A 12028-nucleotide genomic window follows, 5' to 3' on the forward strand; every position below is an offset into this window, starting at 1 on the left:
ACCACGGAAAGGATGGTGCGGGCATGACCATAGACCTCACCCGTGCCCAGTGGCGCAAGGCCGCCGCCAGCCAGGGCAACGGCGAATGCGTCGAGGTGGCATTTATGGAGAGCGCTGTAGCGATGCGCGACAGCAAAGACCCCGACGGTCCGGCGCTCATCTTCACCCCGGGCGAGTGGTCGGCGTTCAAGCGGGGCATCCAGGCCGGCGAGTTCGACCGCTGACGACCCTGGTAGGGCCGCTGGGGCGCGGCAGCCTGTCCTTCTCCGCCGCCAGTGATCACCCGGTGGGGCATGCTCGGCCATATGAAAGCGAAGAGGTAGAGATGGACACCCCCACCAACTGGCGCAAGTCCAGCTACAGCGGCAGCAACAACAACTGTGTCGAGATAGCCGATCTGGCCGATGGCGGTCGGGCGGTGCGGGATTCCAAGAGTCCGGGTGACGGCTTCTTCCGCTTCACCGCTGGGGAATGGTCGGCGTTCGTGGACAGCGTCAAAGCCGGAGAGTTCGACCGCTGAAGAGCGGGGCGGGACCAGGGGCCCGGCCGTTCGCGGCGGTCGGGCCCCTGCCGTGTCCGCCCTGCCGGGCGGGGCGACACTCCCGCAGGGCGCGCTGGGGCCGTGTCCGGGCTGGGCGGACTCATAGTTGCGGGGAGGAGGACCGGGCGGCGAGTGCTGGGGAGAGTGTGGGGCGAGGACATCGACAACGGCCTGCGGCGCCTGACCGACTCCCTCGCCCGGCACGCCCGCCCCGACCCCGAGCGGATGGCCGACGCCCTGCTGGCCGACCTCGGCGTCAGCGGCGGCGGACGCGACGACGTCGCCCTGGTCATCGTCCACCTGTGACAGATCACCCCGGAGGGACAACGTGAGCCGTGCGGTGGAGGAGACCAACCGCCGGATGCTGCGGGCGCGGGACGCGATGGACCGCGCCTACGCGCGGCCGCTGGACGTACCGGCGCTGGCCCGGATCGCGCATGTCTCGGAGGCGCACTTCAGCCGCACCTTCCGGGCCACCTTCGGCGAGAGCCCGCACCGCTATCTCCAGCGGCGCCGGGTCGAGCGCGCGATGTCGCTGCTGCGGGAGACCGACCTCCGGGTGACGGACATCTGCTTCCAGGTCGGCTTCGGCAGCCCAGGGACCTTCAGCCGTACGTTCCGCGCCATCGTCGGCCGGTCACCGAGGACCTACCGCGCGGAAGCGGAAGCGGAAGCGGGCGCACAAGCGAAAGCCGGGCCGGCGGCGGCGAACGTACCCACCTGCTTCACCATGGCCTGGACCCGGCCGAGCGCCTGACCGTCCCGGTCCCCGCAACCGAGCGGTTTTGGATAAGTCCCGCGGCGGCCGGGCCAGTAGCGTGGCGGGCATGTTCAACGCCATCACGCACTCGCAGATATACGTCCTCGACCAGGACCGGGCCCTCGACTTCTACGTGGGCACACTCGGTCTGGAGGTCGGCGCCGATGCCGACCTCGGCTTCATGCGCTGGCTCACCGTCGGCGTCCCCGGTCATCCGGAGCGCCAGATCCTGCTGGAGAAGCCGGGCCCGCCGGCGATGTCGGAGGAGACGGCGGAGCAGGTCCGCGCGCTGCTCACCAAGGGCGCCACGGGCGGCCATCTCATCTTCACCACGGACGACTGCCGCAAGACGTACGAGACGCTGCTGGGCCGGGGCGTGGAGTTCACCGAGGAGCCCACCGAGCGCCCGTACGGGATCGACTGCGGCCTGCGCGACCCCTTCGGCAACAGCATCCGCTTCACCCAGCCGAAGGCGTGAGCGCGCTGAAGGCATGCCCACCGCCGCTCACTGCTCCGCCAGCACGATCACCCGGTCCAGCGCCCCCAGCCGCACTCTCTCCCGCTTGTCGGGGTTGATCCGGACGCCGTACGAGGGGCCGGTCGCGGACTGGGCGTGCAGGCGGTAGCCGATGGCGCAGTGGTGCTGGCGGCGGGCGGATTCGACCACGGTGGCGTAGCTGACGAGCGCGCCGGGGCGGACGTAACCGGCGGCCGGTTTGAGGTAGATCTCGCTGCCCTCGGCGGTGAAGAGGGTGTCGAACAGGTCGGCCAGGTGCCGGTTCTGCGAGATCTGGGCCATCAGCAGGCTGATCAGCCGGCCGCTGACGATGAAGTCGGTGCCCTCGCGGACCGGCGCCAGCAGCCGGTTGCGGTCGTCGGACATCTCGGTGACCAGGGACAGCTCCCGGCCGGTGCTCTCCTCCAGGGCCCGCAGATGGAGCAGCGTGACCAGGGTCCGTACATCGCTGGCGGCCGGGTCCTCGGCGCCGGGCCGGTCGGAGCCGAGGACGATCACCCGGTCGTACGACGGTACGTCCAGGTCGCTCAGTGTCCGCGGCTCGGTGGTGTCGCCGCTGCGGAAGCTGACGCGCAGGTGCCGGGTGGCCGCGTGCACGATCGGCTCGTCGCCGCTGGCCACGATGTCGAGCCGGGAACCCGGGCCGACATACTGGTCCAGTTGCTCGATGACGGTCGGGGCCCGCCGGTTCCAGCCGAGCAGCAGCAGCCGGTCGGGCGGCGGTATCCGGTCGCCGGGGACGGTGATCGCGGCCTCGTCCACGTGCGCGGGAGCGGGCGCGCGGACCGCCGTGTCGTCGTCCCGGGTGATGACCACGAGGCGGTCGCCGGCGCGGATCACCGTCGCCGGTGCGGGGTTGACCCGCACCGTGCCGTCGGCCGCCACCAGGCCGACGACCGAGGAGGTCGCGTACGACAGCAGCGCCTCGCCGAACGAGCGGCCGGTCAGGGCCGGCTCGGACACCGCGTAGAACTCGTCGCCCGCGAAATCCAGCAACTCCTGGTAGACCAGGGACAGTCCGGGCTGGCGCGAGGTCTGCACGATGAGCCGGGCGGTGATCTCGTCGATGTCGAGCACCCGGCCGCCGGGGCCGGCGGCCAGCGAGGCGGCCAGCTGGTGGCGGCTGTCGCGCACCGCGGCCACCACCACCGTACGGTCGCCGCCCACCGCCGCCGCGTCGAGGGCGAGCAGCGTCTTGACCACCAGCGCGTCGTCACCCTCACCGCCGGGCGTCAGCACCAGCACGGCGTCGGCGGTGCGCGGACTCACCCGGGCCAGGACGGCCGGGTCGGTCACCGAACCGTTGCGGCAGATCACCCGGGTGGTGCCGGTCCGGCCGACCTTGGTGTGGAGTTCGTCCTCCATCCCCACCTTGTCCTTCGGGGACAGGATGGCGACCACGCCCCCGCGCCGGTTGGCGTTGGCCGCCACCAGCTCGGAGACGATCGGGAAGACCTGCTCGGACCAGCCCAGCAGGACGGTGTGTCCTTCCTCCAGCACGGTGGAGCGGCCCAGGCGCAGCGCCATGACCTTCTCGTTGAGCCCGTTGGTGATCAGGCTGACGAGGGTGGAGACGAAGAGCAGCGTCACCAGCGCGAGCAGCACGGTCAGCAGGACGTACGCCGGGGTGCCGACCGCGCCGCCGAGCCGCAGGGTGCGGCCCACCCACCGCCAGATCGCGGCGAGTTGGCCGGCCCGGGTGGTCGGTGTGTGCGGGTCGGCCCACACCAGGCCCGCGCTCACCGGGACCACGATCAGCAGGCACAGCGAGAGGACCCAGCCCAGGAGCGCCGGCGTACCGCGGGCCATGACGTTGTCGAACCAGTACCGCAGTCGCGGCAGCGGCGACGTCGTGCGCTCAGCCAAACGGAAGCCCCCAAGCGTCGGCCGGTCGGCACGCCTGCCACGCTAGTGCGCCGCGCGGGCCGCCGTGGCCGCGCCGGTCGGCACCACTCCCGCGCGGGATGGATCGAGCGCGTGTACGGAGCTTCGCGCTGTGGGGGCGGCGGTGCGAGCCGGCGGCGGGTCCTGCTCCGCGTTCAGCTCTGGTACGGGTTCCGCCCCTGCGGCTGCGGCTCGGTCAGCGGAGCGCCCCCCTGCTGCGGCAGGCCCTGCGCGCCGCTCTGCGCCAGCAGCTGCTCGGCCTGCTCCTTCGGCAGCTTGTTCTGCGTCCCGCAGAAGGTGCACTGCGTCGAGTAGGTGGTGCTGACCGGGAACAGCGGGATGAAGAAGAGGGTGAATTTGACGACCCGCTTCCTGAGCGCGTGCGCCGCGGGATTGCCGCAGTTCGCGCACACCAGCGTGAGCATCGCCAGCTGGTGGAGATACCTGCGGGTACCGAAAATGATCAACATGAGTCCGCCCCTTGCTTGCCGGGCCCCGCGTCGTGCGGGCCCGCTGTCGGGGAGAGTGTGCCGTACGCCGCTGAGAGCCCCGTGAGCGGGAGGCCGCCCGGGGCCCGCCGGGCGGGAGTTCAGGCGCGGGCCGGGACGCGGACGGCGAGCATGGCCACGTCGTCGCCGGCCGACTCGCCCGCGACGTCGGCGGCGATCTCGCGCAGCAGCTCCGGCAGCGGCCGGCCGGCGCCCGCGCTCAGCATCTCCGCGACGCGCTGGGTGGAGGCGTCGTAATCGCGGCCGCGGTGCTCGATCAGGCCGTCGGTGTAGAGCAGCAGGGTTGATCCTGGCGGCATGACCAGCCGGTGGTCGTGCCGGGGGAGGACGGGAAGCGCCGGGTGGACGAGGACGTCGTGCTCCTCCAGGATCCGCACCCGGCCGTCGGGGTGGACCAGCAGCGGCGAGGGATGGCCGGCGTTGGTCCAGGTCAGCTCCCAGGCGCCGTCGGCGGGCGCGATATGGGCGTGCACCGCCGTACCGCTGGCCGGCAGCCCGAGGGTGCGGCAGCTGTACTCCAGCGCGGTCATGGCGTGCGCGGGGCCCTGGCCCGGGTGGTCGCAGGTGGCCTGCCGGAGCATGCTGCGCACCTGGCCCATCACGGCGGCGGCGTCGATGTCGTGGCCGGTGATGTCGCCGACGGTCAGGGCCATCGGCACCGCCTTCGTACCCGGGCCGTCGCCCTCGCCGGCTCCCGGTCCGGCCGGTTCGTAGGGGGGCTGCCGGTCGGCGGGCTCCGCCTCGTCGTAGTGCGGGTCCAGTTCGGGCAGCGGATAGGCGTCGTACCAGTCGCCGCCGACCATCTCGCCGACGGCCGCCGGGATATAGGCGGCGGCCAGGTCCAGGCCGGGCACGGTCGGCAGCTCCGTGAGCATCGCCCGCTGGAGCTGATGGGCCACGGTGATCCGCTCGTCGACGAAGACGGCCCGCTCCACGGCCTGCGCGGTGTAGCCGGCGATCGCGCTGAGCACCGCCCGCTCGCCGACCTCCAGGTCGTGGTGGCTCCCCCAGGCCAGGGCGAGCGCGCCGAGCACGCGCCGCATACCGGCCAGCGGCACGCACACCAGCGACTCGAAGCCGAGATCGCGCCAGACCTCCAGCGCCTGCTCGCCGTACTGCGCCAGCAATTGCGCCTCGCCGTGCACGGTGACCAGGCGGTTCTCGCGTACGGCCCGGGCGGTCGGCCAGTTGTCGCGGAACGCGTGGTGCCCATCGGTGGTCGCCGTCCCGCTGTCGATGTCCGGGTCGACCAGCCGCCGCCCGCCCTGATCCTCGATCAGCGAGACCCCGACGTAGACCGGCTTGAGGTCGCCGGTGATCAGCTCGCCGACCCGGCGGCGCAGGTCGACCACGCCCTGGGCGTCCGCGAGCACCTCGGCGGCCCGCAGTTGCAGCTCCGAGCGCTCCAGCGCCAGCCGCGCGCGACCGGACGCGTCCAGCGCCTCGGCCTGGGCGACCTCGGCCGCGGCCCGGGCCTCCAGCGCGTGGCGCGAGGAGATGCGCAGCCGCAGCTCGGCGGAGCAGGCCGCGGCCAGGTCGTCGAGGTTGGCCAGCTCCTGCCGGGTCCACTCGCGGGGGATGGTGTCGATCGCGCACAGGGAGCCCAGCACATTGCCGGCCGTGTCGGTCAGCGGCATTCCGGCATAGGCGACCACGCCCATGCCGCCGATCGCCATGCTGGCCCAGGTCCGCTCGTCCTCGCGGACGTCGGGGAGCACCAGCGGGCTGCCGGAGGCGACCACATGCTGGCACAGCGAGTGCGACAGCGGCGTCTGCCGGCTGGACGCCCACGGCTCGCTGAGGCCGATCTGACCGGGGAACACCTGGCGGTCGGTCTCCACCAGCGAGACCAGCGCGACCGGTACGTCGATCAGCTTGGAGACCAGCCGCGCGAAGCGTTCCATACCGGCGTCGGGCTCGGCGCTCAGCCCGGCGTCCCCCAGCGCGCCGAGCCGCCGGGCATCACCGAGCCCGGCCCGCTCCCGGGCCGCGTGGGTCCCGCTGTCCTGCGCCATGGACCCTCCTCAAGACAACTGGCCGCAACCGCGCGCCGCGCGTCCGAAGGCTCTCCGTGCAGTGCAAAAACTCCTGCCGCAACCGTAACCCAGTCCACGGGCCGACCATGATTCAACGGGCTGAGCACACCTGGGGACGATCCCCCGCCGTGGCCCGCCCCAACCCCCACCGCCAACCACCCGGCAGGGCCAATCCGCGACATCGGGTGTCGCTCGTACGGGCTATCGAGCCGCCGAAAACGCGTCCGATCAGGCGACTTACGGATGCGGCGCCCCTACTTCCGGCCGTCGGCTGCGAACGCTTGGTGATCGGACGGTGGCCGATCGTGTACCGGCCGCCGACGGATGTGCCATCCACAAGGAGTATCTCGTGAAGCTGATGCACAAGGGAGCCGTGCTGGCCGCGCTGGCCGGTGGGATCATCGCCTTTTCCGGCGGCGTCGCCGCCGCTGACTCCGACGCGACCGGTGCCGCGATCGGTTCGCCGGGCGTCCTGTCGGGCAACGTCATCCAGCTCCCGATCAACATCCCGCTCAACCTCTGCGGCAACTCGATCGACATCATCGGCATCCTCAACCCGACCTTCGGCAACACCTGCGCCAACGTCAGCAACCGTGTCGGCACGGCGCAGCCGGTCGCGGGCCTGGACGCCAAGAACGACGAGCACGCCCGGCAGAGCGACCCGCGCGGCGCGAACGAGGAGCGCGGCGGGCGTGACGAGCGCGGTGCGACCGGCGCGACCGGTGCTACCGGGGCGAACAGCATGAGTGGCGCGACCGGCATGGGCGCCGTGAACGGTGCGAGCGACGAGCGTGGCGCGAACGACGAGCGCGGCGAGCGTGGCGAGCACGGCGCGAGCGGCCTGACCGGTCTGACGGGTATGAGCGGTATGAACGGCCTGACCGGCGAGCAGCGCGGTTCGGGCGATGAGCACGCCGCCGCCGACCAGCACGCCGCGGCCGACCCGCGCGGCGCCGGCGACGAGCACGGCATGACCGGCATGACCGGCATGCCCGCCGGTGAGCACACCGCGCAGACCGCGCAGGGTGTCGCCGCCGACGCCTGCAAGTAAGCAGCACCCCGCCGGCCCCGGATCGGCGACGCTCCGGGGCCGGCCACGGCCCTCGTACGGCGAGGTCGGTCAGCGGCTCGGTGCCCGCGATGATGGCGCGGGCCAGGTCGGACAGCCGGAGGTTGTGGGCCCGGGCGTAGCCGCGCAGCGTCGTGAACGACTGCTCCATGTCGACGCCCAGCCGCTCGGCGAGCTTGCCCTTGGCCTGCTCGATGAACGCCCGCCGCGCCCGCGCCGAGCAGGCCGACGCAGCGGTCGGTGAGCAGACGCAGGAAATCGAGCAGATCGAAGTCGGCGACCAGATTGTCCGCCAGCTCGACGAACGTCTTGGCCAGGAGGCGTTCATCCATGGCGTGCACCTTCGGTTGGGTGGTGGTCGGGAGCCGTCCCGCCGGTCGGGGAGAGCGCCGGGCCCTGCCGGGCCTGGGCCCGGAGCCCCGGCCGGGGTCTCGGACATCGCCTTCCCGGCACAGCCGCCGTATCGCTCCGGTGGGGCGGGAACGCCGGGCGGGTACGCGGCGGGGCCCGGCGGGAGCGATCCCCGCCGGGCCCCGCGGGGCCGGTTCCGAGCCGGAGGCGGCCCGGAACCGACCTGAAGTCGCCTACCGCCGGAAGGACTTCAGATACGACGCGGTCGGCGAGCCGACACCCGTCGCGTCGTCGAAGCCGCGCACCGCGTTGAGCGAGGTGTCCTGGCCGAAGGCGATCAGCCGGACGTTCAGCACGCCGTTGACGACACCGAAGTCGGTGACGTTGGTCAGCGGGATGGTGCTGTGCCGCGCCTGCTGGTCCACCACGTCGGTGAACAGGCCGGAGCGTCCGTAGATCGTCGGGTTGGCGAAGCCGACCGCGTGGTGCCGCGCCTGCATCGCGTCGGCCTGCACGGCGGCGAACTCCGGCGAGGAGACGCTGGTGCCGCCGTAGCCGCCCTCGCTGTACGGGGCGCCGTCGGAGATGCCGACCAGCACCGAGGTGTAGAGGTCGCCGTTCATCGAGACGTCAGGGGTGACGCGCTGCGCGGTCCTGCTGCGCGCACCGGTCATCAGCGTGTGCGACACCGCGCTCGGCACCGTACCGCGCTGGTACCACGGCTGGGCGAAGTCCTCGCTGGTGCCGCCGCCACCACCGAAGTAGAACGGGGCAGGGAACGGCGTCCAGCTGGTGCCGTCCGCGGACAGCGCGGAGCGCTGGGTGCCCATGTCGGTCTCGAAACCGTACGCGCCGCTCTTGTTGTCCAGGCCGAGGGCGGTGCCGCCGACCGAGGTCACCCACGGGTCGGAGTCGGGCCAGTTGGCCTGTGCGCGGGAGGTGTCGGGCTGGCAGTTGGCGCCGGTGGCCGCGGCGGTCGGGCCGCTGTCGCCGCAGTCGCCCGCGGAGAAGCCGATGCCGATGCCCTCGGCCGCGGCCTGCTTGAACACCTGCTCGTACGCGGCGATCTCCGACGCGCTGACGTCGGCCTGGTCCGTGGTGTGCATGATCTCGCCCCACGAGTTGGAGACGACATCGGCCAGGTGGTGGTCCACGATGGTGCTGATCGCGCTCAACAGGTCATCGTCGTTGCAGGAGTTGGCCCCCACATAGACGACCTTGGCGTCCGGCGCGAGGCCGTGTGCCATGTCGACGTCCAGCGCCTCTTCCGGTGCCCAGCCCTCGGGGCCGCCGCACAGGTCCTGGTCGGTCCACTGCGTCGGGTCCACGATCTCGCTGTACTGCCCGGCCTTGAACGGCTTGTCACCGTGGTTGACCGAGTACTGGTCGGCGTCCGCCAGCATGGTGGAGCTGCCGTACGCGTCCACGATGGCGATGGTGGCGCCCTTGCCGGTCAGACCGGAGGCGGTGATGCCGTAGGCCTTGCGCAGCTGCGAGGGGTAGAACGAGCACTGGTCGAACGGGACCGGCGCCTTGGTGTAGCCCTGCGGAGCGCCCTTGGCCAGCTTCTGGCCCCAGTAGTCCGAGCAGGTCGCCGTGGTCGGCAGGGTGCTGCCGGAGGTCGTCGCGGCGGTGCCGGCGGCGCCGCCGCTGACCTTGACCGAGTCCGGCTTGACGACATTGGCGCCGCCCGAGGTGAAGCCGTTGACACCGAGGATCGCCGAGGAGACCGCGGCCGGGATCACCGCGTCGTGGGCGAGCGCGTGCCGCAGCTTGCCGGCCACCCGGTACTGGTGGACACCGGTGCCGAACGCCTTGGTGAGCGCGGCGTTGGTGCCCTTGACCTGGAGCGCGTGCTGGTCGGCGCTCAGGACGGTGAGCCCGGAGCCGGTCGCCCAGTTCCGCACCGCGCTGATCTGCGCCGCGGTGGCGCCGAAGCGCGCCTGGTACGCGGCCGGGGTCAGGTACTGGCCGTAGCTCGCGCTGCTCGGGTCCGAGACGGCGGTCGCGTACGCGGTGAGCCCCGAGGCGTCCCGGCCCGCCAGATAGACGGTGCCGGTGACCTCGGTGGCGCCGGAGATGGCGCCCGCGTCGGTGGACGCCGTGGCCCAGGAGGGGTGGCTTCCCGCGATGGTCTTGGCGGCGGGGGTGGGGCCGGATGCCTGCGACGGTACGGCGAGCATCAGCGATCCGGACACCAGGGCCGCCGAGGCCACCGCGACCACGGTCGCGCGGGCCCGTAGGGCTCGGGGATTTCGTATGTCGGTAATGACGACTCCAACGTAAAGGTCGGTAGGGAGAGTCAAGCCGTGCGCTGGACGCTCGTGGCGAGCGCTGCGCTGTAGTGTGCCCGCCACTCGGTGATCGTGGAATAGCGGCCAGCCGTCGCACCGGGGCCTTTGCCGAAAGGAGAGGATTTCGTCGGCCTCATTTCGTCGCAGACCCGGGCGATGTATGCGAGTCCGCCGAGCGGGCCGCCCGGCCGGATTCCGCCCTTCGGCCACGTCCCGGCTCCGGCGGCCCTAATGTCGTGGTTGTGCGTTCTGACGAAGGATCAACCCTCCCCGGCGGGGCGGTCGGCGGGGCGGTCGGCGGGGCGGTCGGCGGGGTTCCGGCGCCGGGGCGCCGGGCGCTGTCCGAGCCGTCGTTCGGGGCCGACCGGGTCAAGCATCTGGAGTTCATCCAGGGCGTGCTGACCCGGCTCGGCAACAACTCGTTCCTGGTGAAGGGATGGGCGCTGACGCTGGCCGGGGCGCTGCTCGCCTTCGCCGCGAGCAGAGCGGACGCCGTGGTCGCCGGGGCGGCGCTGATCCCGCTGCTCGCGTTCTGGTATCTGGACGGCTATGTGCTGCACCAGGAGCGGCTGTTCCGCGCGCTTTACGACGATGTGCGCCGCCCCGACAGCGCCGTGGAGACCTTCTCCATGAACGTCCGGCCCTATCTGGGGCAGCACAGCCGCCTGCGGGCGACCTTCTCCGTCACGCTGAACGTCTTCTACGGGGGCGTGGCCGCCGCGCACGTGGCCGTGCTGATCGTCGCGCTGGCGCACTGAGCCGGACGTGGGGGTCAGGTGTTGTTGGCGAGGTTGCGCAGCTGGGTGGCGCTGCCGTTGAAGTAGTCCTGGTCGCCGGGCAGGGCACCCTTGTCGGCGTACTGCCAGAAGGTGTAGAAGGGCCAGCCGGCCGGCAGCGTACCCGCGGTGGAGGCGTAGCGGGCCACGAAGAGCGGGTTGTTGGCCGCGAAGGTCTTGCTGTTCCCGGTGCAGGAGGTCCACCAGCCGCTGCTGGTGTAGATCGTCGCCCAGCGCTTGGTCTTGGTGTGCACCTCCTTGATGAAGGCCTGGATCCAGCTGACCATCGCGCTGTGGCTCAGCCCGTAGCAGGAGGCGCCGTACGGGTTGTACTCGATGTCGAGCATCGGCGGCAGGGTCTTGCCGTCCTTGGACCAGCCGCCGCCGTGCGCGACGAAGTAGTCGGCCTGGGTCTTGCCGCCGGAGGTGTTCGGGGTGGCGAAGTGGTAGGAGCCGCGGATGAAGCCGGCCGAGTAGGCGCCGGTGTAGTTCGCGTTGAACTTCGGGTCCTTGTAGGTGGTGCCCTCGGTGGCCTTGATGTACGCGAACCGGCCGCCCTTCTTGTAGGCACTCGCCCAATTGAGGGTGCCCTGCCAGTTGCTGACGTCGAAGCCGAGGGTCTGCGGGCGGGCGGTGGTCGTGGTGGTGGTGCCCACCCGGCCCTCGTGGGCCGCCACGGTCGAGCCCATCCAGTCGTGCTCGGGGTGGGCGGGACGCTTGTGGTCGGCGGGGGCGGCGCCGGCCGCGGCGGGGACCGCGGCGAGGAGCGCCAGCAGGGCGGTCAGTGTGCCGCCGAGGCTGAGCAGCAGGCGGCGCGGGGCTCTCGGGCGCTGGCGTGAGATGTGTCCGGCGTGGTGCATGTGTACCTCCAAGGGGTGCGGTTTTTCCTTGGCGCGTGCATGACAGCTCTGGACCTTATGTACGGAGAAACCATCAGGAAAGGGACCTGGTAGCCGCTATTGGATCAGACCGACGGCATGTGCCGGTGGTGGACGCGCGGGCGGTCGCCGCGCCCTTGACGCCGGGTCAGGCGCGCCGGCCTGCGGTGCGCCGCCGTAGCGGCAGGTGAGCAAGGTCCTGCCGTCGGAGCGCGTTTCATACCATCGGGTGAAGGGACGGGGGCGGTGGGCGGGCGCCGAGCGCCCGGCCGACCCGTGAGCCGTCCGGCTCGGGCCCGGAGTGCGTCCTTGTGGCCGCCCCCTCCCCGGTGCGACGGTGACCCGGGGCCGCCCTCGCGGGTGGTCCACTCGTCCCCGATCCCTTATCCGGCCCTGCTCATCGGGCGCCCCTC

At 71.9% G+C, this 12028-nt stretch carries 11 protein-coding genes and 2 pseudogenes; 7 read left to right on the top strand and 6 right to left on the bottom strand.

All coding sequences use genetic code 11. The features are described from left to right. Positions 1-23 precede the first annotated feature (23 nt). From ACFO3J_RS22995 to ACFO3J_RS23015, 5 genes and pseudogenes are all read left to right on the top strand, one after another. The gene (locus tag ACFO3J_RS22995; protein ID WP_386432247.1) at positions 24-224 is read left to right on the top strand and encodes a DUF397 domain-containing protein; all 201 of its coding nucleotides are present in this window, start codon (positions 24-26) and stop codon (positions 222-224) included. Between the two features lie 101 nt (positions 225-325). Beyond that, positions 326-520 carry a DUF397 domain-containing protein gene (locus tag ACFO3J_RS23000; RefSeq protein WP_386432250.1) on the top strand — a complete coding sequence of 65 codons (195 nt, stop codon included), beginning with the start codon at positions 326-328 and terminating at the stop codon, positions 518-520. A 171-nt stretch (positions 521-691) separates the two neighbouring features. Beyond that, a pseudogene (locus ACFO3J_RS23005) lies at positions 692-847 on the top strand (protein phosphatase); the annotation flags it as partial. Positions 848-869: 22 nt separating this feature from the next. After that, a complete protein-coding gene (locus ACFO3J_RS23010) occupies positions 870-1298 on the top strand; it encodes a helix-turn-helix domain-containing protein (protein WP_386432253.1) in 429 nt (142 codons plus the stop codon). Positions 1299-1368: 70 nt separating this feature from the next. Beyond that, positions 1369-1779, top strand: coding sequence for a VOC family protein (locus tag ACFO3J_RS23015; protein WP_386432256.1), 411 nt, complete (start codon positions 1369-1371; stop codon positions 1777-1779). Between the two features lie 27 nt (positions 1780-1806). Here the strand turns inward: ACFO3J_RS23015 and ACFO3J_RS23020 are convergent, their stop codons facing one another. From ACFO3J_RS23020 to ACFO3J_RS23030, 3 genes are all read right to left on the bottom strand, one after another. Continuing rightward, complete coding sequence (locus ACFO3J_RS23020; RefSeq protein WP_386432259.1) at positions 1807-3684, bottom strand: CASTOR/POLLUX-related putative ion channel; 1878 nt, start codon at positions 3682-3684, stop codon at positions 1807-1809. Between the two features lie 173 nt (positions 3685-3857). Next, a complete protein-coding gene (locus ACFO3J_RS23025) occupies positions 3858-4169 on the bottom strand; it encodes a zinc-ribbon domain-containing protein (protein WP_386433058.1) in 312 nt (103 codons plus the stop codon). A 122-nt stretch (positions 4170-4291) separates the two neighbouring features. After that, positions 4292-6226, bottom strand: a complete 1935-nt coding sequence (locus ACFO3J_RS23030; RefSeq protein WP_386432262.1) for a SpoIIE family protein phosphatase — start codon at positions 6224-6226, stop codon at positions 4292-4294. Between the two features lie 379 nt (positions 6227-6605). On the opposite strand from ACFO3J_RS23030, the gene ACFO3J_RS23035 reads away from it, so the two are divergent. Continuing rightward, positions 6606-7298, top strand: a complete 693-nt coding sequence (locus tag ACFO3J_RS23035; protein WP_386433061.1) for a chaplin — start codon at positions 6606-6608, stop codon at positions 7296-7298. A gap of 148 nt (positions 7299-7446) precedes the next feature. Here the strand turns inward: ACFO3J_RS23035 and ACFO3J_RS23040 are convergent. Both ACFO3J_RS23040 and ACFO3J_RS23045 read right to left on the bottom strand, forming a co-directional pair. Further along, positions 7447-7755: pseudogene (locus ACFO3J_RS23040) on the bottom strand (ANTAR domain-containing protein); the annotation flags it as partial. Between the two features lie 145 nt (positions 7756-7900). Beyond that, on the bottom strand, positions 7901-9883 hold the full coding sequence (locus ACFO3J_RS23045; RefSeq protein ID WP_386432265.1) for a S53 family peptidase: 1983 nt from the start codon (positions 9881-9883) through the stop codon (positions 7901-7903). A 320-nt stretch (positions 9884-10203) separates the two neighbouring features. On the opposite strand from ACFO3J_RS23045, the gene ACFO3J_RS23050 reads away from it, so the two are divergent. Beyond that, positions 10204-10719 (top strand): hypothetical protein, encoded by a 516-nt coding sequence (locus ACFO3J_RS23050; protein ID WP_386432268.1) that lies wholly within the window; start codon positions 10204-10206, stop codon positions 10717-10719. Between the two features lie 14 nt (positions 10720-10733). Here the strand turns inward: ACFO3J_RS23050 and ACFO3J_RS23055 are convergent, their stop codons facing one another. Beyond that, a complete protein-coding gene (locus tag ACFO3J_RS23055; protein WP_386432271.1) occupies positions 10734-11597 on the bottom strand; it encodes a lysozyme in 864 nt (287 codons plus the stop codon). Positions 11598-12028 lie beyond the last annotated feature (431 nt).

Origin of the sequence: Streptomyces polygonati, from assembly GCF_042650325.1 — a bacterium.
Lineage (GTDB): Bacteria > Actinomycetota > Actinomycetes > Streptomycetales > Streptomycetaceae > Actinacidiphila > Actinacidiphila polygonati.